The 21,232-nt window shown below is 46.0% G+C and carries 23 protein-coding genes; 10 read left to right on the top strand and 13 right to left on the bottom strand.

Annotation, left to right across the window (positions count from 1 at the left end):
- Positions 1-54: 54 nt before the first annotated feature.
- The 9 genes from BMX05_RS11420 to BMX05_RS11380 all read right to left on the bottom strand — a co-directional run bounded on the left by BMX05_RS11420 (position 55) and on the right by BMX05_RS11380 (position 7,818).
- Complete coding sequence (locus BMX05_RS11420) at positions 55-432, bottom strand: hypothetical protein (RefSeq protein WP_093312054.1); 378 nt, start codon at positions 430-432, stop codon at positions 55-57.
- An 18-nt stretch (positions 433-450) separates the two neighbouring features.
- Positions 451-1,320, bottom strand: a complete 870-nt coding sequence (locus BMX05_RS11415; RefSeq protein WP_093312052.1) for a bile acid:sodium symporter family protein — start codon at positions 1,318-1,320, stop codon at positions 451-453.
- Between the two features lie 6 nt (positions 1,321-1,326).
- Positions 1,327-1,695 carry a hypothetical protein gene (locus BMX05_RS11410; RefSeq protein WP_093312050.1) on the bottom strand — a complete coding sequence of 123 codons (369 nt, stop codon included), beginning with the start codon at positions 1,693-1,695 and terminating at the stop codon, positions 1,327-1,329.
- A gap of 88 nt (positions 1,696-1,783) precedes the next feature.
- Positions 1,784-2,119: a YqfO family protein gene (locus BMX05_RS11405; RefSeq protein WP_093312047.1), complete on the bottom strand. Its 336-nt coding sequence runs from the start codon at positions 2,117-2,119 to the stop codon at positions 1,784-1,786.
- 24 nt (positions 2,120-2,143) lie between these two features.
- Positions 2,144-2,719, bottom strand: coding sequence for a regulatory protein RecX (locus BMX05_RS11400; protein WP_093312044.1), 576 nt, complete (start codon positions 2,717-2,719; stop codon positions 2,144-2,146).
- Between the two features lie 53 nt (positions 2,720-2,772).
- Positions 2,773-3,825, bottom strand: a complete 1,053-nt coding sequence (recA, locus tag BMX05_RS11395) for a recombinase RecA (protein ID WP_093312041.1) — start codon at positions 3,823-3,825, stop codon at positions 2,773-2,775.
- A gap of 119 nt (positions 3,826-3,944) precedes the next feature.
- Entirely contained in the window at positions 3,945-5,252 is a 1,308-nt protein-coding gene (locus BMX05_RS11390) for a 3-deoxy-D-manno-octulosonic acid transferase (protein WP_177166896.1), read from the bottom strand.
- Between the two features lie 9 nt (positions 5,253-5,261).
- Entirely contained in the window at positions 5,262-6,698 is a 1,437-nt protein-coding gene (hldE, locus tag BMX05_RS11385; RefSeq protein ID WP_093312035.1) for a bifunctional D-glycero-beta-D-manno-heptose-7-phosphate kinase/D-glycero-beta-D-manno-heptose 1-phosphate adenylyltransferase HldE, read from the bottom strand.
- Between the two features lie 55 nt (positions 6,699-6,753).
- Positions 6,754-7,818: a glycosyltransferase family 9 protein gene (locus BMX05_RS11380; RefSeq protein ID WP_093312031.1), complete on the bottom strand. Its 1,065-nt coding sequence runs from the start codon at positions 7,816-7,818 to the stop codon at positions 6,754-6,756.
- A 1-nt stretch (position 7,819) separates the two neighbouring features.
- On the opposite strand from BMX05_RS11380, the gene BMX05_RS11375 reads away from it, so the two are divergent.
- Together BMX05_RS11375 and BMX05_RS11370 are read left to right on the top strand one after the other, a co-directional pair.
- Entirely contained in the window at positions 7,820-8,539 is a 720-nt protein-coding gene (locus BMX05_RS11375; RefSeq protein ID WP_093312028.1) for a 3-deoxy-D-manno-octulosonic acid kinase, read from the top strand.
- A 30-nt stretch (positions 8,540-8,569) separates the two neighbouring features.
- The gene (locus tag BMX05_RS11370; protein ID WP_093312024.1) at positions 8,570-9,253 is read left to right on the top strand and encodes a type 1 glutamine amidotransferase; all 684 of its coding nucleotides are present in this window, start codon (positions 8,570-8,572) and stop codon (positions 9,251-9,253) included.
- Positions 9,254-9,260: 7 nt separating this feature from the next.
- On the opposite strand, the gene BMX05_RS11365 is transcribed toward BMX05_RS11370, so the two are convergent.
- The 4 genes from BMX05_RS11365 to BMX05_RS11350 form a co-directional block, all read right to left on the bottom strand.
- Entirely contained in the window at positions 9,261-11,222 is a 1,962-nt protein-coding gene (locus tag BMX05_RS11365; RefSeq protein ID WP_093312021.1) for a methyl-accepting chemotaxis protein, read from the bottom strand.
- Between the two features lie 244 nt (positions 11,223-11,466).
- A complete protein-coding gene (locus tag BMX05_RS11360) occupies positions 11,467-11,889 on the bottom strand; it encodes a c-type cytochrome (protein ID WP_245710714.1) in 423 nt (140 codons plus the stop codon).
- 123 nt (positions 11,890-12,012) lie between these two features.
- Positions 12,013-12,816 (bottom strand): endonuclease/exonuclease/phosphatase family protein, encoded by an 804-nt coding sequence (locus BMX05_RS11355; protein WP_093312018.1) that lies wholly within the window; start codon positions 12,814-12,816, stop codon positions 12,013-12,015.
- A 45-nt stretch (positions 12,817-12,861) separates the two neighbouring features.
- Entirely contained in the window at positions 12,862-13,869 is a 1,008-nt protein-coding gene (locus tag BMX05_RS11350) for a LysR family transcriptional regulator (RefSeq protein WP_093312015.1), read from the bottom strand.
- A gap of 352 nt (positions 13,870-14,221) precedes the next feature.
- On the opposite strand from BMX05_RS11350, the gene BMX05_RS11345 reads away from it, so the two are divergent.
- The 8 genes from BMX05_RS11345 to BMX05_RS11310 all read left to right on the top strand — a co-directional run bounded on the left by BMX05_RS11345 (position 14,222) and on the right by BMX05_RS11310 (position 21,171).
- A complete protein-coding gene (locus BMX05_RS11345) occupies positions 14,222-15,622 on the top strand; it encodes a GGDEF domain-containing protein (protein ID WP_093312012.1) in 1,401 nt (466 codons plus the stop codon).
- A gap of 98 nt (positions 15,623-15,720) precedes the next feature.
- Entirely contained in the window at positions 15,721-16,197 is a 477-nt protein-coding gene (gene nrdR, locus BMX05_RS11340; RefSeq protein WP_093312008.1) for a transcriptional regulator NrdR, read from the top strand.
- An 18-nt stretch (positions 16,198-16,215) separates the two neighbouring features.
- A complete protein-coding gene (ribD, locus tag BMX05_RS11335) occupies positions 16,216-17,376 on the top strand; it encodes a bifunctional diaminohydroxyphosphoribosylaminopyrimidine deaminase/5-amino-6-(5-phosphoribosylamino)uracil reductase RibD (RefSeq protein WP_093312004.1) in 1,161 nt (386 codons plus the stop codon).
- Positions 17,377-17,387: 11 nt separating this feature from the next.
- Positions 17,388-18,506 (top strand): bifunctional 3,4-dihydroxy-2-butanone-4-phosphate synthase/GTP cyclohydrolase II, encoded by a 1,119-nt coding sequence (ribBA, locus tag BMX05_RS11330; RefSeq protein ID WP_093312000.1) that lies wholly within the window; start codon positions 17,388-17,390, stop codon positions 18,504-18,506.
- 142 nt (positions 18,507-18,648) lie between these two features.
- A complete protein-coding gene (ribH, locus tag BMX05_RS11325; protein WP_093311997.1) occupies positions 18,649-19,137 on the top strand; it encodes a 6,7-dimethyl-8-ribityllumazine synthase in 489 nt (162 codons plus the stop codon).
- Positions 19,134-19,649, top strand: coding sequence for a transcription antitermination factor NusB (gene nusB / locus BMX05_RS11320; RefSeq protein ID WP_093311992.1), 516 nt, complete (start codon positions 19,134-19,136; stop codon positions 19,647-19,649). The genes ribH and nusB overlap by 4 nt, the downstream gene beginning before the upstream one ends.
- Before the next feature lie 8 nt (positions 19,650-19,657).
- Complete coding sequence (thiL, locus tag BMX05_RS11315; protein WP_177166895.1) at positions 19,658-20,686, top strand: thiamine-phosphate kinase; 1,029 nt, start codon at positions 19,658-19,660, stop codon at positions 20,684-20,686.
- 8 nt (positions 20,687-20,694) lie between these two features.
- Positions 20,695-21,171 carry a phosphatidylglycerophosphatase A family protein gene (locus BMX05_RS11310; protein ID WP_093311986.1) on the top strand — a complete coding sequence of 159 codons (477 nt, stop codon included), beginning with the start codon at positions 20,695-20,697 and terminating at the stop codon, positions 21,169-21,171.
- The last annotated feature ends 61 nt before the right edge of the window (positions 21,172-21,232 follow it).

The raw sequence follows: 21,232 nt of genomic DNA, 5'->3' as shown, positions 1-21,232 counted from the left end.
AAAATAAAAAGGCAGCCTAATGGGCTGCCTTTTTTATTTTCTTCAGTAAAGGGGTTAACCAGAAGTTGGGGTTAAACCTGCTTGTGCCATCGCTGCTTCAACGGCTTGAATTTCGCTTTTTACGGCATTGATTTCTTGAGTCAGTGCTTGGATTTGTGCTTCTTTATCTTTGGGTGTGCTTTTGGAATTCATCACGCCTTGTAAGCGGCTTTCTAGAGCCTCTAACTTTGCGTACAAGGCTTCCAGGCGTTCTTGTTGTGTGCCACCAAGCGCGGCATTTTTATGACTTGCAGAGACACCACCACTAAGACGTGTCCGTGCTTCCTGCATGATTTCGCTAAAGCGTTGACTTGCAGAGGGTGCCTCTTGTTTGTTCTGATACAAAGCTGAACCTGTGACAGAGTGCTCAGTAGAAATACCAGATGTTAGCATAAGAAAACCTCCAAATTGTTAAGGCGCTAGCGCCTTTCTTTGTCCTAACCAGATACCCAAAGCTAGACTAGGCACCAGCATTAATATGCCATACACCACAGGGGCTATCGACATTTGCGTATTTTGTAAGATCCCTAAAGTAATCACTAACGCAGTACCGCCATTTTGCACGCCAACTTCAAGTGCTAAGGTAGTACGTAAGGGATAAGACAAACGCCACGCATAAGCCCATAACCAACCAGCAGCGAGTGCCGCAATATTAAGTGTGAGCACTGCAGGAGCAATACTTGCTAAAGCTTGAGGTAAAGTGGCCCAGTTTTGTTGCACAATCGTGCTAATGACAATCAATAAAAATATGATAGAAGCAGGTTTTAAATAACTAACATATTTTTGCGCTTGTTGGGGGTAACGATGGCGTAGCCATAACCCTAAACTAACAGGTACCAAGGTGATGATAACTAACTGTAGCCAAGTCTTTGCCAAGGGTAATTGGATCTGTGTACTGTCTCCCAGCCAATAATTTAATGCCCATTGTGCAAGAAAAGGCATCGTAAAAGGGATCAGTAAACTAGAAATGGCAGTAAGACTGATAGAAACAGCCACTTCACCACGGCTTAAAAACGTCAGCATATTAGAAGTCGCGCCACTGGGCGCGAAAGATAAAATCATCAAACCGGCTGCAAAAAGAGGAGGAAGCGCGAAGCTGGTTACTACCACCCAAGCTAATAGAGGAATGAACAAAAATTGTGCAATAAGCCCTAAAATTAACGGCTTAGGTTGAGTAAAAGCGCGTTGAAAGTCTATTAAATGTAAACTTAACCCCATCCCCAGCATAATAAAAAATAAAGCGCTTGGCAGAAAGATGCTTAATACCCAACCAGAAGCCATAGGTGGTTAATCTCCTTCATCTACATGGATCAAGGTTAAAGGCGCTTGTAAATCTAAATCAAACACCATCACGCTTGGCTCGACAGCCAACCAGCGTTGAAACACCTGCAAATCTTGGGTATCAGGCCAAAACTGGGCATTTTCTTCCCAAGATTTTAATTCATTAGCAAAGATTTGTTGAAAGTGCTCTTCGACAAAATCCTGCCAGTCTTGAGTTTCATCGAGTTCTGGAATCAGGTAAGTCGTAGATTCTTGGTTGACTTCCTCCAAGCTTAAGTCGACACCCTCATTACTTTCTGGTTCTAACGCATTGATCCAATTGACAAAATCCTGTTTTAATTTGACGCTGATAGCGGAGCGATTAAGCATTTTCATCAAAAGTTACCCCAAAAACTGCTGATTTTAAGCAGGATGACAAAAGACAAGGACAAGATGTTGACCACTTGATGTTGAAATTATTGCATTATTGCAAATGCGGGGTATAAACGGGAAGAAATTCAAAGGCAGCTTCTTCATAAGGATGCGCGGCTTGTAACGCTTGGACAACAGCCTGTACTTGAGAAGCTGGGCATAAAGTTTCTACCCTGTATTCAGCTACTTGCTGCAAAGTATCTTGTTGACCAATAAAAGGCTGGCTGCCTGCCAAGGGCATAAATTGGCCTATACCTAAAGTCTGCCAACAGCAGGCGCCATAATCACCTTGACGCCCTGCACCAGCAGTGAAGATGGCATTTTTCACTGCCTCTAAGTGGGTGACAGGGACAAAAACAACCAACTTATAATACTGGGCATCAGACATACAAGATCCTTTGTGAATACTGATTTAGTGATGAGATGCAGAAGCGTTTAGGCCATCATCAAGTAAGGGTGGGTTCCAAGAAACTTGAGGTAAATCAGCAAGCCAGTGCTCTAAAGCAGCACGGATTTGCTCATGCGTAAAACCTCTGTGGTACAAGTGTCTTTGTAAGCGTTGAATGTACTTAGGGTTAACTTGTTCTGCTTGAGGGACACCCGCATATTGGCGTAAACGTTTAAAAGCTTGTTCGGTCCAGTAAGCATCATTTTTTTCTAATAATTGATAAATAAGCTCACGTTGAATACCTTGTTGTTGCAGTTCTAGCATCATGCGTTTACGGCCATAGCCTTGATGAGTGCGTTTATCAATGACACTCTGTGCATACCTAAGATCGCTTTGCCAACGCTCTGCTTGTAACCTGAGCAACACAGCATCTAAGACTTCTGGGCTAGCTTCTTGATGTTGGGCAAGTTTCTGCCTAAGTTCTTGCTGACTATAGTCACGCCGCGCCAATAAACGTACCGCCCGCGCATATAAGGCTCGGGCGGTTTCTTCTTGGTTGGGCGGTTCAGAATGTTCTGTTGCTAAATGCTCATCAGACATACAAAGCCTCCGCCAAAGCCGGCCCCCTAGTACGCAAGAGGCCGGTGTCTTGATCAATCTTGACTTGGCATATCGGCCTCAACAGCAGAAGCTGAATCTTCAGTAGTCGGAAGGCTCAATAAAGTTTGACGAACACCAAGTTCTAACTCTTGCATAAGTTCGGGGTGTTCTTCTAAATACTGAGCTGCATTCGCCTTGCCTTGACCGATTTTGCTACCTTGATAGCTATACCAAGCGCCTGCTTTATCAATCAGTTTACACTGTACCCCCAGATCTATCACCTCACCAGCGCGATAAATTCCTCTGCCATACAAAATTTGAAAATCTGCCTGACGAAAAGGTGGGGCGACTTTATTTTTAACCACTTTGACACGGGTTTCATTCCCTAGGATTTCATCTCCTTGTTTGACCGAACCTGTACGGCGAATATCCAGACGCACAGAGGAATAAAATTTAAGTGCATTACCCCCTGTAGTGGTTTCTGGGTTGCCAAACATCACACCAATTTTCATACGAATTTGGTTGATGAAAACCACAAGACAATTAGCATTTTTGATATTACCTGTGATTTTACGCAAAGCTTGCGACATTAGACGGGCTTGCAAACCGACGTGCGAGTCACCCATTTCGCCTTCAATTTCTGCGCGTGGTGTCAAAGCGGCCACTGAGTCTATAATGATAATATCCACACCACCAGAACGCACCAGCATGTCGCAAATTTCTAGTGCTTGCTCGCCTGTATCGGGTTGGGAAACGAGCAGTGCATCCACATTAACCCCAAGCTTTTCTGCATAAGTTGGGTCTAAAGCATGTTCAGCATCGATAAAAGCACAGGTTTTGCCTTGTTTTTGTGCTTGTGCAATCACAGATAAGGTGAGTGTTGTTTTGCCTGAAGATTCAGGGCCATAAATCTCTACGATACGTCCATAAGGTAAGCCACCGATGCCTAAAGCAATATCTAGGCTCAGCGAGCCTGTGGAAACTGCAGGTAAAGCAATGCGTGGTTGCTCACCCATACGCATGACGGCCCCTTTACCAAATTGGCGCTCGATTTGCGCTAAAGCAGCGTCTAAAGCTTTTTTACGTTGGTCATCATGGTTCGCCATAAAAAAATCCTCTTTATCTTCATAGAAGCAAGGTTGAAAACCCAAGTGATCAGGCAGTAGCAACCGGTAATAAATTTTAGTTAAGTATAAGTCGATGCTCTGACAGGGTGTGTCACACACTAGGGGATTTGCTGTTTGTTTAGGTAACTTTTGATCAAGTCTAAAGGAAGATTTAACGCAAGTGATTGTTGTGATTGTAAAATTTCTTGCATATTTTGCTCTGTCTCAGATGCTTTTTGCCAAAAAGAGATCAAAGCTTGCGCAAGCTGCTCAGGGGACTCTACTTGCGTAATGAGTTTATGTGTGGTCAATAAGTCCGCTAAATCAGCTTGTTGCTGGTGGTGTGGTCCCCAAAAGGTTCGTGTTTGCATGATTAAGGCTTCTAGCGGATTATGGCCTCCAATATCAGGATGCCAAGTGCCACCGATAAAGGCCGCATCGGCTACTCCATAGTAGAGTAAAAGCTCGCCGAGTGAGTCTCCTAACCACACCTGATGTTGAATGTTTGGCCAAGTCTCTTGGCTGCGCTGACAAAAACACCAAGCCTCTTGTTGTAGTTGCTGGGCAACTTGGGCAAAACGCTGTGGATGCCGAGGCACTAAAATAAGCAACGCCTGTGGATAAGTCTGCAAAACGAACCTGTGTGTTTGTAATATTTGTGTCTCTTCACCAAGGTGGGTGCTGGCGGCGACCCAAATAGGGCGTTGGCCGAGTGTGGTTTGCCAGTCTTGCAAGCTCTGGTGCACGCTTTCAGGAACTTGACTAAGCAATTTTAAATTAGGGCTAATTTGGGTTTTTTCTAAAGGAACACCAAGTTGCTCAAAAGCTTGCTGATCTGCAAGAGATTTTAGAATAAAGGCATCAATACATGCTAAAGCAGGCATAAAAAGCCAACGAAGCTGCTGATACCTACGTAAACTTTTGGCGGATAAACGACCATTGATGAGTAATATAGGGCAAGTGCTTTTCTGGGTCGCCGTCAGCCAATTCGGCCAAAGCTCAGTTTCCAAAATAATAACCAAGCGTGGGCAAACACGTTGGATACTTGTTTGCACACAAAAGGGGAAATCCAAAGGTAAGAAAGCTTGGGTGACGTTAGGGTAATCCTGGAAACGCTGGCGAATTTGTGCCGCCCCTGTGGCTGTCATGCAGGTGATAAGTACTGGGAGATGTTGATATTGAGGGGTTTGTAGTAAAGCACGAATCAAAGGCTCAGCGGTAATTACCTCACCCATAGATGCGCAATGAATCCATAAAGGTGCAGGCGCACCTGTGGGTGTTTTAGGTAAGTAACCAAGACGCTCTTTAAAGTAAGTACCAGCTTCACCCTTGGGACACTCGCGTATCAGGCGCTTGCTCAGCAAAGGTAGGCATAAAGCTAAAATACCCGTATATAAAAAACGCCACCAAGGGATTTTAAACCGCATATGAGTCATTTATCCTTTTGTGTGGGTATCAATGAGGGTGTTGATAATGGCAGTAGTTGAGCAACCATCCTCAAAATCTAACACCTGTACTTGGCCCCCAGCAGCCAATACGGCGGGTGCACCTGCAATTTGTTCTACTTGATAATCTCCTCCTTTAACAAGCACATGAGGTAATACGGCGCTAATTAAGCGTGCGGGTGTTTCCTCATCAAAAGCCACGACCCAGTCAACGGCTTGTAGAGCCGCTAATACTTGCATACGGCGATTGCAAGGATTGACTGGACGTTGCGGTCCTTTTAACGCGCGTACAGAGGTATCTGTATTAACTGCCACAATCAAACGATCACCCAGCTTGCGGGCACGCTCTAAATAGGCGACATGTCCTGCATGCAAAATGTCAAAGCAGCCATTGGTCATGACTAGGCGTTCACCACGAGCTTTAGCTGCTTGCACTGCCTGTAACAAGGTGGTTTCTTCTAAGACACCCGATTCGTTGAGGCCATCAGCATGTAAAGCGGCATAAAGCTCTGCAAGACTCAGGGTCGCTGTACCTGGTTTAGCCACCACTAAGCCGGCGGCTAAGTTAGCCAAAGCCATAGCTTCAGCAAGGTTATAGCCTGCCGCTAGTCCCAGCCCTAAAGTCGCAATGACAGTATCACCGGCACCTGTGACGTCGTACACTTCACGTGCATGAGTTGGTAGATGCAAAGGTGCTGCCTCAGCTTGCACAAGTGTCATACCCTTTTCACTACGGGTAATCAGTAAGGCATCAAGATTCAGCTGACAGCGCAAGGCTTCGCCACGTTCGGCAAGATCACGCTCTTGTGCACAAGGGCCAACAATGGTTTCAAATTCATGCACATTGGGGGTAATCAAGGTCGCACCTTGATAAGGCGTAAAGTCTTGCCCTTTAGGATCGACCAGCACGGGCAAATCACGTGCACGCGCTTGCTGAATCAGTGGCTGAATGTGTGCCAAGGTGCCCTTGCCATAATCAGAAAAAATCACCAAATCCACTTGATCTAATTGAGCCGCAAACTTTTCTTGTAAAGGTGCCGATTTTAAATCAGCAAAACTTTCTTCAAAATCCAAACGAATCAGTTGCTGGTTACGGCTGGTCACCCTGAGTTTAGTGATCGTTGGATGTTGCGGGCTTAAATAAAGATGTGTATGGACCCCTGCTTGCTCGAGCGCATGTTGCAATAAGTGACCGTGTTCATCTTGCCCTGCAATACCCAGCAAATGGACTTGTGCACCCAAAGCAGCAATATTGAGGGCAACATTAGCTGCCCCCCCAGGGCGGTCGTGAATCTGACCGACTTTGACGACAGGGACGGGGGCTTCTGGAGAAATACGCGAGGTTGAACCTTGCCAGTAACGATCAAGCATGACATCACCGACGACTAAAATACGTGTATTTTCCAGTGCACTAAGTTGAATTTGCATAATATAAAAATCCTTAAAAATACGGGAAGAGCCAATTGGGGGAGAAACACTGGGCTTAGGCAGTATGTTGAATCAGGGCATCTAAACGTGCGATCACATCTTCAACTTGAATCAAGTTCATCGCTTGTGGGTGCCTGACTCTTTGCCCCCATGTCACCGCCTCTACTTGAGTATTTAAATAGGTTTGTACCGCATGTGGATATTTATTGACCACCCAAGGTTGGGCTAAATAGGGGGCAGCGCGTTGCGGGTTAGTCGTGGCATATAAACCGACCACAGGCGTTTGCATAGCGGTGGCCATATGGACTGGCCCAGAATCGGGCGCGATCACAAGGCGTGCATCACGTATTAAAGCTAGTAAAGCTTTTAATGAAGTTTGTCCAACTGCATTAATCAAAGGGGTGCTGACTGCATGGCGGATGCTTTGTGCATACTCGGTTTCCTGAACGGTACGGCCGCCGGTCAGCACAGTGACTAAACCATATTTGTGATATAAGTATTCAATGACTTGTGCATAACCACTTGCGGACCAGTTACGGAAATTACGTGTTCTTTGGGTAGAACAAGGGCTAATCAGCACATATTCTGTTGTTTGTGGTTGCCAAGAAAAGGCTTCGCGCTCTGCTGCTTCATTAATGGGGATATCCCAGCATAAGGGCGTCTCTGGTACCCCAAGTGCGTAAGCAAAATCTAAAAAGCTTTCTAAGACATGGGCCTTTGGGTGCGGAGGTAAATGATGGTTACAAAACCAATCTTGCTTATCTTTCGCACGCGCCGAATCATACCCTAGCCAAATAGGCGCAGAAATGGCGAGCTTTGCCAAAAGAGAGGCTCGAATGGCTTGTTGCATATGTAAAAGCACATCGAATTGGCGTCCTTTAAGTTGTTGGCGCAAACGCCACATACCGGCAAGCCCAGTTTTTTTATCATAGGGAATGAGTTCAACACCGCTTAACCCTTCTAATAAGGTGTATTCAGCTTGGCCCAAAATCCAAGTGATGGACGTACGTGGCCAATGTTTTTGGATAGCACGTACGCTAGGTACTAGGTTACAAACATCACCTAGCGCAGATAAGCGCAGGATACAAATAGACTGAGGTGGCGAGGATAAAGGTAGCATAATGCGTATTCAGCACTTCCCTGAACAAGGATGGCATATTTTAGCAGATGAACAGATAGCACCACACATCCACCCTTCTTGGTATCAAGTTGATCACTGGCAGCAACTTGGACTATTGGAAGCACAAGCACAAGGCCGTGGGCAAGCTTATTTACTGAAAGGTTCGCGAAATCTTCCACCTATGGTATGGCGGCATTATCGACGTGGCGGATTAGTGGCCAAGTTTACCCCTGATTATTATGGGTGGACAGGATTAAAACGCACACGGCCCTTTCGTGAATTTATCTTGACTCAGCATCTTTACCAAGCGGGATTACCTGTCGCACGTCCTTTAGCGGCAGCGGTCAAGCGTCATCCCAGCGGCTTGGTGTATCAAGGAGAGTTTTTGCTAGAGCGTTATCTGGAGACTTGTACGCTAGCGGATTATTTATTACAAGGCCAAGGTGAGCCAGCTATTTTATCGAAGGTTCGCCAAGTGGTGACTGAGGTTTTGGCCTTTGGTTTGCATCATGTCGATTTAAATGCACGTAATATTTTATTGCGGGTAGATACCCAAGAAGTCTTTATTATTGATCTGGATGCCTGCTATTTACGAACTCCAGCACAAAACTGGCAAGCGCAAGTATGGCAACGCCTTGCCCGCTCAATTGACAAGCTATCGTTAAACCCACAGCAACATCATCAAGTCGTTACTTTATTGCTGGATACTTCATTATCTTAAGATTTTGTGACCCATTCTAAAGGAATCAACATGCACCTTTGCATTTTGCAACATGTCGCCTTTGAAGGCCCTGCACGTATTGCCGACTGGCTGATCAGCCAAGGTCACACCTTTACGATTTGTCACCTGTATCAAGCAGAACCCTTGCCTAAGGTAAAAGACTTTGATGCCCTGATTGTTTTGGGCGGGCCGATGAACGTCAGTGATGAAGCCGCTTATCCGTGGCTAGCGGCGGAAAAACGTTTAATACGTAAGACGCTAGAGAGTGATCGACCTCTGCTGGGGATTTGTCTAGGAGGACAATTAATCGCTGAAGCTTTAGGTGCCCATATAGCGCCTTGTAAGAACGCTGAGATTGGTTGGTGGCCGATTGAAAAACATGCGCTTTGCGATCTGGCTTGGCCACCTGTATTAAAGGTCTTTCATTGGCATGCACAAGGCTTTAGTTTACCAGTGGATGCGCAACCTTTAGCCTTTAGTCCAGCCTGTGAATACCAAGGCTTTACTTGGGATGCGGGGCGGGTGATTGGTCTACAATTTCATTTAGAAACGACCCTTGCCAGTGCACAAGCTTTGATTACACATTGTGCACCGGATTGGCAGGCACAAGGTGCTTATATTCAAGCACCTGAGGCAATGTTGGCAGATCTGCAAGGATTTAGTGGATTAGCCAGTGTGTTAGATTTGCTGCTTTTGCATTGGCTGCAAGCCTGAGCTGGCGCTAAATGCGAAAACGTGCGGCTTGTTGCTGAAGTTGTTGACCTAATTGTGTCAAAGCTTGGCTGGCACTTTGGATTTGTGATGCGGCACCAGCGGTTTGCTCACTGGTACCTTGGATACGTGTCAAGCTTAAGCTGACTTCTTCAGCAACAGCACTTTGCTCCTCAGTTGCGGTGGCAATTTGCGTGTTCATCGACAAAATAGTGTTTACTGCACTAGAAATCGCTTCTAACGCTGTACTTGCAGCTTGGGCTTCTTGCACACTAGCTTGTGCGCCTTTGCGACTATGCTGCATAGCGTCAACCGCTTCTTGGCTACCTTTTTGTAAAGTAGCGATGAGGTTTTCGATTTCTTGAGTAGAGCCTTGTGTTCGTTGGGCCAGTGTACGCACTTCATCCGCCACTACTGCAAAACCACGTCCTGCTTCACCGGCGCGTGCGGCTTCAATCGCTGCATTCAGGGCAAGTAAGTTGGTTTGCTCCGCAATGGTTTTAATGACATCTAGGACGCTGGTGATGTTATCACTATCTGTACGGACCCTTTCAATCACTTGTGCTGCGCTTTCTACTTCCCCTGCAAGACGTGTAATCAGTTCGCTGGCCTTGGTTACCACTTGGTGGCCTTGGTGTGCTTGTTCATCTGCTTCGGAAGCGGCTTGAGTTGCTTCATTCGCATGGCGTGCAACTTCCTGCACTGTGGCGCTCATTTGATGCATCGCACTAGCAACTTGTTGCGTTTCTTGTTGCTGCTGTTGCATATGCCCTGTCGTGTCGACAATAGCGCTTGTGAGTTGAGAGGCTGCGCTGGAGATTTGTTCTGTGCCTGTGCGTAGATGACCAATGAGGCGTCCAAGCTCTTGTACCATGCGGCGCATGGCCGTTTGCACTTGGCCAATTTCATCTTTACGTGTCACACGGACATCAATATCTAAACGGCCATCGGCAATTTCATTGACAAGGCTAATGGTACGTGCCAAGGGATAAACAATTTGACGGCTAATCAAAATAGCCGCGGCACTGCCCAAAATGAGGGCAATCATTGCAGCTACCCAAGTCATGGTTTGATTATGTTGCATTTCTGTATGCATTTTATCGCGTTGTGAAGCGAGGACTTGCTCGATCAAAGTCAGAGTATCTCTAGCTTTATCAAGCATTTGCTCTTCGCTTTGCTCCAATGCAAGACGCAAGCTCACCACTTGTTTAAAGAGGTCATAATATTTATTGAGTTCAACATCAATGGCCGCTGCCGCTTGTTGGTGAGCAGGGACTTGATAACGATTTTTTAGATCAGTGAGTAAGCGTTGCATTAACAACACTTGTTGGGCAACCTCATCAATAAATTGAGGCTCTCCTGTTTCGATATAATTTTTTTCTGCGCGACGAGTTTCTAGTAACCATTCAACGAGTTGATCGCCATCGTCTGCTTTTTGCATTTTATCAGCAATAAACGCATGCTCGCCGTAATTCAGCAGGGCTTGCATTGCTTCTTTTTTTTGCCCTAAGCGAACTTTATCGACTTGCGTTTCAATATCTAAGGCTAAGGCCCGCATTTGCTCACGTGCTTGTAAGCTTTGTTGGCGATTTTGCACCATAGTATCGAAAGCAGCTTGGTAAGTACGTACGCTGGCTATAATTGCCTGCATATTTTGCCGATCTTGTTGGTTTTCCGGTTGAAAACGGGCCTCTAGCGCTTGTGCATCACGGATAATCTCTTGAGTGTAGTTTTTTAATTCTTGTGCATATTCAGGGCTGAAACGTAGAAGATAGTTTTTCTCAGTAATGCGTGCACTATCCATACTGTGGAGCACTTGTGTCATACGAGCGGCATTTTCTACACGAAAAGTGACGCTATTTTGACCAGAGTAACTTATCCAAGCTAAAGCAAGCGTTAATAAAAGTACGGATGCAAATCCCAAGCTGAGCTTTTTGCCTATGCTGAGATCTTTGAGTATTTGTAGCCTCATATTGAGGGCCTCCTATTGAGGGCGGCAAATCAGGAGAGAGGGAAGCAATAAGGTATAAATTTGATTTATATCAAAAAACAAATCAGTAGCCTGCTTTACATAGGGTAAAAGTAAACTAAAAGGAATAAAAGCTGGGAAATATAGATTTTTTGTAGCGGTTCGACTGAGAAAGCCGTAAGGATAAGAACTCAGGCACAGTGTGTGGGTCACTACTGTGCCCTGAAAACAAATCAAAAAATGCGGTTTACTTGCTGTTTTCTACTAAGTAATCAACGGCGCCTTTGACTTCGTCATCACTTAATGAAGGGTTACCACCACGTGCAGGCATGGCATTAAACCCATTGATTGCATGTGTGTATAAGGTATCCATACCTTGGGCTAAGCGGGGTTCCCAAGCAGCCACATCCCCTTTTTTAGGTGCACCAGCGGCCCCAGTGTTGTGGCAGGCCATACAGACAGCATTATAGGTTTCTTCGGGTGATTTTGCAGGGCCAGCTGCAGGTGCAGCAGCGACGCCGCCACAATCTTCACCTTGTAAACAAAGTGCACCGATAGGTTGTAAACGCTCTGCAATGGCTTCTTTATCCATGCTGTTGTTTGCAGCAAAGGCGCTTACGCTAACGGCAGCACTCAAACCGAGTACAGCAAGGGTATTTAATACTTTCACTCTGACTACCTCTAATCATCGGCCGATGGGATAGGTCGGTTAATAACCTTAAGACCCGCAAGTATAGCGACAAACGCCAAGCGCTGAAATAGAACAACTTCAGCTTGCTACAAAAGTTCAGCCTCAATTGCGGCAAATTGCGGGAATTTGTAATTGCGTACTAATAGGGCAATGGTCAGAAAATAAAGGATGACCCACTTGTAAAGATTGAGCTTTTAATGTTGGGGTGTGCAAAATATGATCTAAATGACGTTGAGGACGCCAGCTAGGATAAGTGCTAATTCCAGGATCTTGCGTACTGATGAGTCCAAGTGCCTGTAAGCTTGGATGGCGTGCGAGCTGTGCATAGCTGGCGTTAAAATCACCCATGAGAACTAGGTGGGGATATGGGGCGATAACACGGCATAAATAATCGATTTGTTTCGATTGTGCGCTTGGGCTTAACGCAAGATGCGCATTGACAATCACTAAGGGCTGTTTTTTATTACCAAAGAAGGCGACCACAGCACCACGTCCTGGTAAACCTGGTAATTGGTGATCTTGTACTTGCCAAGGCTGCCAGCGTGCCAACACACCATTGCTATGTTGTGCCCAACGTCCTAAATTTCTGTTGGTTTGTTGGTAGTGCCAAAAAAAGTCCGCTTTTTCTGCCAGATGCGTGACTTGGTTAACAAATAATGTCCGTAGGCTGCCGCCATCCACCTCTTGTAAACCAATAATATCAAAGGCTTTAAGTTGATGGGCTATAAGTTGCAGCCTGTGTTGACGCTCTTGTGAGGGGAGTAGATGTTGCCAGGCACGGGTAAGGTAGTGATGATAAGCCTGCGTGTGAATGCCTACTTGCATATTGAAGCTAAGCAAGTGTAAGGATTCAGGAAGTGGACAAGCCGCTGTCTGGGATAAATGGCGTAACCTGCCTTTTAACATAAAGCGATTCTCATCATACAAAAGATTTTAAAAGTCGAAAAAGCCTTATAGCCTCGTTGGATCCAACAAGCGATTTTCCGTGTTAGGGAGTTGCTGTGCTGGGATAGGCTGGTTCGCGTCTGCAATAGCTACGCCTTCTAAAACTTGATTGGAACAAGTACGTGCTGTTTCCAAAAATGCTTGCATAAAAGGAAGGTGCAAAGTGTCTTGATGAATTGCCGCATAAAGCGTACACCAAGTGCCCTGCTCACCCAAGCGTAATCCAGCGACATAATCACGATGTAAGTACTCTGTTAATGCCCAGTTAGGTAAGGCACAAACGCCACGCCCACTGGCAACCAGTTGCATCATAATCACGGTTTGTTCTGCGGTTCGTACATGCAAAGGCTGCACTTTGGCAGGATGTAGAAAATGTCGAAAAACATCTAAACGTTCTTGTTCTACAGGGTAAGCGATCAGTGTCTCCTCTTGTAAATCCTGTGGCATCACCCAAGCTTTTTGTGCCAGTGGATGTTTGCGAGAAACAGCAAGGAGGCTTTCATAATGAAACAAAGGAACGTACAAAAGCCCATCTAAAGGTTGTGGATCTGCAGTAATCACTAAATCGAGTGCTTGGCGTTTAAGTGCTAATAAAGGATCAAAGTGGTGTCCGCTGGGAATGTCTACTTCGATGGCTGGCCAATGTTCACGAAAAGCGTCCAACGTGGGCATCAGCCATTGAAAACAGCTATGACATTCTATAGCTAAGAATAGGCGCCCTGTATCACCTGCAACTAGACTTTGCACATCGCGCAATGCTAGTTGTACTTGTGGCAGTACTTGATCTGATAATGCCAGTAAACGTAAACCTGCAGGTGTAAAGCGCAAGGGCTTACTCTTACGTACAAATAAAGAGCAACTCAGGCGTTGTTCTAATTCTTTAATTTGGTGAGATAAGGCAGATTGGGTAAGGTGCAAACGTGCCGCTGCATCGACCAGAGAACCAGACTCACGTAAAGCTTGTAACGTCCTTAAGTGACGTAAATCGAGATTGAAAGAAGCTGAAATCTTCATCTTGCCTACTCTTTGTTAAGTAAAGCCTGATCCTTGGTAGAAATGTGCATAAAATATACAAAACCTTTGTAAGTAAGACAAAAACTAAAGATGGCGTCAAGATTTGGCTAGGTTTTATGCAGGATGTAAAATACAAGTTATCTTATGTGCTTAAGCTGATATGTGTCAGAATTTGCTAAAAAAGACTTGAATTTATAGGTGAGGCGTCGTTAATAAGAGAGGCTAAAATCTTGTCTTAGCACAATCAAGGATTGAATGGCTCAAGATAAGTCAAATGCAGCCGAATATATGAAGATGCACACTCAATATACATACCTATCGGTCAAAGCGTAGAGGGATATTTGTGCACGTAATGGAAGGGGTGCCCCGCACAAGCAGTTTTCAAGATCACCAACAATTAAGATTGCGGCGTGCTTTGCTAGCTTCAGGAGCGGGTGCGGCACACACGCTGATTTGCTGGCTAGGCCTACAACAAGGTTACTTTTGGCTTTCGGCAGGGACTTGGTGGCTATTAACTTTGGCAGCTTGGATTGGATATGCGGGCTTCCCTTGGTTAATTTATCGAAACCATAATCTAAAATTCAAAGATCCTAGCCTAACGCGTTTACAAATCCTTTGGTATGTTGGTTTTAACAGCCTTTTTTTATACTTTGCGCCTGATATGCGCGCTATTTTATGTATGCACTTTTTTGTGGTCATGTTGTTTGGCATCTTTCGTGCACAACCAAAAGGCTTTGCATTTTTAGTGATCCTTTTGCTCAGCGCTTATTTTCTCCCCTTATTTGCGCATCTTATTTTGCGTCCCACAGCAGGCATAGATTTCAAATTCGAGTTTCTGTTAGCGATAGGATTTAGCTTTATTCTACTTGGTATTGGTTTGGTGGGAATGGAAATTAGCCGCCTAAGACATGCATTAAAACAACGCAATCTTGCCTTAAATGAGGCGATGCACAAAATCAGCAGCATGGCCATTACCGATGAGCTGACCGCTTTATGTAATCGCCGTCACCTAATGAATATCTTGCGTCGCCAGAAAGGCTTGGCAGATCGTGGCGATTACGATTTTACCTTATGCTTTGTCGATTTAGATTATTTTAAACGCATCAACGATAACTTTGGTCACCAAGCAGGGGATAAAGCATTACAAGCCGTTGCCAAGGTATTGCAAGCTTCAGTGCGTGATGTAGATTATGTCGCTAGGTTAGGTGGAGAAGAGTTTGTACTTTTGCTTGTACGCACAGGTTTGCGTGATGCTGCGCAAGTAGCAGAACGTGTGCGAATTGCTATTGAAATGCTGGATTTAAATGATATCGAGATGGGATTAAAACTCACTGTCTCACAAGGTATTGCCCAATATCAACGCACAGAAAGCATAGAAGAGGTGATGCATCGAGCCGATTTAGCTTTGTATGAAGCTAAACGTTGTGGTCGTAATTGTATTATTACAGAAGCTGATAGCCCGCGTTTAGATCCTCATAATCCAGAAAATCGTAACAAGTATGCTTGTAGTCAAAAAACGAATAAATCAACTTCCATTTTGGATGAGATGCCCCCCTTTAATCCGACATCTACAAAGCAAAAGCAGCAGCCAAGCAGTTTGCAAGGATCGGATCAACAAACCCATTTGCGTGAAATATTCCCTCATCACCAAAACTTGAAAGACCATGCAGGTTTGCAAGGCCATCAGTTGATTTTAGCGCGCTTACCCCATAGCCAAGGCCATGTATTAGCAACACACCCAAGCATTACTTGATTCCTTGACAGCGAAAATTCAACGAAGTTATTGGCGCTCAAGCCCTTAGGTGGCTAGAATAGCCCAAGCTTGATGTACGCACTTTTGGGAATCAACTTATGCATTGCCCCTTCTGCGGTGCTCATGACACTAAAGTCAACGATTCTAGGTTAGTCGCCGAAGGTGACCAAGTTCGCCGACGCCGTGAATGCTTGAGCTGCGGTGAACGTTTTACTACCTATGAAACTGCTGAACTTGTATTACCTCGTGTGATTAAACAAGATGGTTCGCGTGAGCTTTTTGATGAGCAAAAACTTCGTGCTGGTATGTTGCGAGCACTCGAAAAACGTCCCGTAGATACGGAAGCCGTTGAGGCTGCTTTGCAGCGTGTACGCCACCAAATACGTGCTTTGGGTGAGCGGGAGCTGCAATCTCGGCAAATAGGGGAAGTGGTGATGCAGCATCTTAAGCAACTGGATCAAGTGGCCTACATCCGTTTTGCTTCTGTATATCGAAGCTTTAAAGATTTAGATGAGTTTCGTGCGGAAATTGATCGTTTATCTCAAGAACCCTCTCCTTCTGCGGATGACCACTAGCGTTAAGAGGACTCAGGTATGCGGCACACAGCATCCGCTTGCGCTGAATATTATATGGCGCGTGCGTTGGAATTAGCGCGACGTGGTTTATATACGACGCATCCTAACCCGCGTGTAGGGTGCGTGTTGGTAAAAAATGGACGTGTGATCGCCGAAGGCTGGCATGAACGTGCAGGCGAAGCCCATGCAGAAGTACAAGCATTAATGCGTGCAGGTAAAAAAGCGAAAGGTGCCACTGCGTATGTCACCCTAGAACCTTGTAGTCATCAAGGACGTACGCCACCTTGTGCCGATGCCCTGATTGCTGCAGGAATAAAATCTGTAGTGATAGGGATGCAAGATCCTAATCCAGAGGTTGCCGGTCGAGGCATCGCCAAGCTACAAGCTGCAGGCATTCAAGTCCAAGTCGGTGTGTTACAAGCACAGGCTGAAGCGCTAAATCCAGGGTTTTGTCGGCGCATGCGTGAACAAATGCCTTGGGTACGTTGTAAAATGGCCATGAGTCTAGATGGGCGTACTGGGATGCGCTCAGGGGAATCTCAATGGATCACAGGTCCGGCTGCGCGCGCCCAAGTACAGGGCTTGCGTGCGCAAAGCTCTGCCATCGTTACAGGTGTCGATACCGTCATTTATGATGATTGTGCGCTGACGGTGCGTGCGCCGCATTTACTGTTAGATGCGCAAGAAACCGCACTTGCCTGTGAACGTCAGCCGTTACGCGTTATCTTAGATTCCAATTTGCGTACACCTCTATGGGCGCAGATCTTCAAGCATCCAGGTGATATCTGGATTATGACCACCTGTGACAATGCGCAAAAACGTGCGGATTTAGAAGCCTTAGGCGCACAAGTACATGTTTTTAAAGCAAATGCCATGGGGCGTTTACCACTGGCGCAAGTGTTGAAAGTCTTAGCACAAAGCGGCTGCAACGAGATTTTGTTGGAAACAGGCGCTACCCTTGCAGGAAGCTTTATTCAGGCTGGTTTGGTGGATGCGCTTGTGGTCTTTATGGCGCCAACCTTGCTAGGTCAGGGCGCGCGCCCCTTATTTGCGTTGACTGGGATCGAAAAAATGGCAGATCAGCGCCCCTTGGTGATTGATAATATACGGGCGGTTGGTCACGACTGGCGCATTGATGCGCATTTTGCTACGCCAAGCCAGACCGCCACCCACGAATAAATGAGACGCTTATGCAACTGAACTCAACAGCAGAATTAATTGAAGATATACGTCAAGGTAAAATGGTTATCTTGATGGATGACGAAGATCGTGAAAATGAAGGCGATTTGATTTTAGCAGCTTCTTGTGTCACGCCGGAAGCGATCAACTTTATGGCTAAGCATGCTCGCGGCTTGATTTGTCTAACTTTGACTAAAGCACGTTGTCGTCAACTGAATTTGCCATTAATGGTGCGTGACAATCAGACACCTTATACTACAAATTTCACCTTATCTATCGAGGCTGCAGAAGGCGTGACTACGGGGATTTCTGCGCAAGATAGAGCTCGTACAGTACAAGCGGCCGTTGCCGCAGACGCCTGTCCTGAAGATTTAGTGCAACCAGGACATATCTTCCCTTTAATGGCGCAACCAGGCGGTGTTTTATCTCGTGCAGGCCATACGGAAGCGGGTTGCGATTTAGCGCGTCTTGCAGGTTTTGAAGCAGCTGCTGTGATCGTAGAGATCATGAACGAAGACGGTACCATGGCAAGACGCAAGGATTTAGAAGCCTTTGCTAGTGCGCATGGCATTAAAATCGGGACCATTGCAGATCTAATTCATTACCGTGTGGTCAATGAAACCACGGTTGAAGCGGGCGAAACGCACCAAGTTGAGACTGAGTACGGTCCTTTCAATGTGCATACTTTTTACGACCGGATTCAAAATACAACCCATTTAGCTTTTGTATTAGGCGAGTTAGATGCACAAGAACCGACTTGGGTTCGGGTACATTTAGCAGACCCCTTGCGAGATTTGCTTGCTTTAAAAAAAGAAGGTCGTGCTAATTGGAGTATGCGTCGTGCATTGCAAGAGATTGCTGAACGTGGCCAAGGGGTTGTGGTCTTGTTAACAGATACAGGACGCGTGCCCAATTTGGGTGAGTTATTAGCACAGCACGTACAAAGTACACGTCCGCAACGTACTTCAGCACGCGATGGTTCTGGAGCTTATTTGACGGTGGGCACAGGATCACAGATCTTACGCGAGCTTGGCGTGGGCAAAATGCGTTTACTGTCTTCGCCTATGAAGTTTAGCGCTTTGTCTGGCTTTGGCTTAGAAGTTGTAGAAACCCTCGCTTGTGAGGAATAAAACAAGTGTGGGTGCACACCCAAACTCCATATCATTAAGATATTAAGCCCAGTATGGGCTTCTCTAAATGCGGGCTGACTTTTTGGACTCTCCTGTACGAAATGCTCCTAAGTCAGCAGCAAGCCTTTTAGGATACATAAGTATGTATACAAATCAGATTTGTTGTATTGAAGGTAATTTGCAAGATGTGCAAGGCCACTATCTGATTGTCGTAGGACGTTTCAATCACTTTATTGTTGAAAGCCTAGTGCAAGGCGCGCTTGACACCCTGACACGTCATGGCGTTGCCTTAGAAAATATCAGAGTGATTTACGCTCCTGGTGCATGGGAGTTACCTCTTGCAACCGACAAGGCGATTCAGGCCTACCAACCTGATGCCGTGATGGCTTTAGGCGCTGTGATTGAAGGGGGAACACCACATTTTGAACATGTGGCTTCCGGATGTAATAGTGAACTCTCTCGCCTCAGCATGAAGCATCAAACGCCCATTGCCAATGGCGTACTGACAGTACACTCCATAGAGCAAGGAATCGAACGTGCAGGCACTAAAATGGGTAATAAGGGCACAGAGGCTGCTTTAGCAGCACTGGAAATGGTGAGTTTGTTGCGTCAATTGGAGCAACCGGCATGAGTCAAAAAAAAACCAACCGTGCCCAGCAAAGGCATAATGCGCGCCAACTCATTGTGCAGGCCTTGTATCAATGGAAATTAACATCTGCTTCCTTAGGGCAAATCGAGCTGCAAATTCGTGGCGCAGTACCAGATGACTCTTTAGAAGCGCATGAAGACATCGCGCAAACTGTACGTCATGCGGATCTAGCTTATTTTAGTGAGGTTTTGCATATTATTCCCAAAGAATGTGCCAGTTTGGATGCGCTTATCTTGCCGTATTTGGATCGCAGCTTAAATGATTTAGACCCAATAGAGCTGGCGATTTTACGTTTAGGCACTTATGAGATGAGTCGCCGTCTAGATGTCCCTTATCGTGTGATTATCAACGAAGGGGTTGAACTAGCCAAAAGTTTTGGTGGCACCGATAGCCACAAATACATTAATGGTGTGCTGGATCGCCTAGCGCAACAGGTTCGCAGTCAAGAGGTGCAGGCACCTCGTCCTGCACGTCGTCAATCAGCTAAAAAGTGAGTTTCGTCGTGCAGGAGTTTGATTTAATTCAACATTTTTTTACCCGCTCTACCTTAGCGCAAGCGCGTGATGATATCTTATTAGGTATTGGTGATGATTGTGCGCTGTTACAGGTGCCAGCAGGCCAGGCCCTAGCGGTTTCTATGGATGCTAGCTTGGCGGGCGTGCATTTTATGGCAGAAGCGGATCCTTATGCCATTGGCTGGCGTGCTTTAGCCGTAAATCTAAGTGATCTTGCTGCTATGAGCGCTGAACCTGCATGGTTTACCTTGGGCTTGAGTTTGCCACATACAGACACGCCTTGGTTAGAGGCTTTCTGTCAAGGGATGGCAGATTTGGCCAGCGCACAAGGTATTAGTTTGGTCGGTGGGGATACAACGCGTGGCCCCTTATCTATTAGTATCCAAGTGCATGGTTTTGTGAACCCGCAAACCGCTTGGAAGCGTAGCAAAGCACAAGTTGGTGATCTGATTTATGTAACAGGTCCTTTGGGTGATGCCGCTGGTGGCCTGTGTCTAGAGATGGCACAAACTACGATAGAGCATGCCGCCCAGCTTGGTTTTGAAGGGCAAGACGCCTTAAGACGTGCGTATTTACTGCCTTATCCACATATTGAGGCAGCGCGTATTTTACGTCCTTATGTACATGCTGCAATTGATATTTCAGATGGCTTTTTAGCCGATTTAGGCCACTTATTAACTGCCAGTGGTTGTGGTGCGCGCATTGATTTATCAAGCTTGCCGATCTCGTCTGCTTTACAAGATTTGCTTGGTGACGAGGCCGCTTTAGGTGCTGCTTTAGCTGGTGGTGATGACTATCAGTTGTGTATCAGTCTACCGAGAGCGCAAGCACAAGTGGCTTGTGAAGCTTGTGAAGCAGCAGGTATTCCTTTGTTACCGATTGGCGAAGTGATTGAAACACTTGGCATCTTTGATCAATACCATCAGCCGCTGCCAACACTTGGGTACAATCATTTTAATGCCGCGAGTATTCAACAAAAACGCTTGGCTGCTGCCATCAGTCGTCAGCGTGTGTAAGGTCGCTTATGAATCGTGCACCTGCTAGTGTTTGGCGTCACCCCATTCATTTTTTGGCTTTTGGTTTGGGCAGTGGTGCAGCACCTTATGCACCAGGGACAGTAGGAACGCTAGCGGCTATTCCCTTGTACTTGTATTTACTAGAGCCACTATCTTTAGGGGTTTATGGACTGGTGCTAGGGGTTAGCTTCTTGCTGGGTTGTTGGTGGTGTGAGCAAACCTCGCAGGATTTAGGCGTGCACGATCATAGCGGCATTGTTTGGGATGAGTTTGTGGGCTACTGGCTGACTATGTGGGCTGCGCCTCCTGGTTGGCAATGGGCACTTTTTGGTGCCTTGGTATTCCGCTTTTTTGATATTTTAAAACCTTGGCCGATCCGTTGGGCCGATCGCCATTTAGACGGCGGTTTTGGAATTATGTTTGATGATGTATTAGCTGGCGTCTATGCTTGGATAGTGGTTGCTGTATGTGCTTGGTTTTTCTAGTTTGTAACCTTTGCTTTAAGGAAAGCTTGACCTAAGTTAAAAATTGCGTTTTCTCTTGTCA

The organism is Allopseudospirillum japonicum (assembly GCF_900108915.1).
GTDB lineage: Bacteria > Pseudomonadota > Gammaproteobacteria > Pseudomonadales > Halomonadaceae > Pseudospirillum > Pseudospirillum japonicum.
Note: the sequence above shows the minus strand (reverse complement) of the source record. Positions and strands in the feature narration are given on the sequence as shown.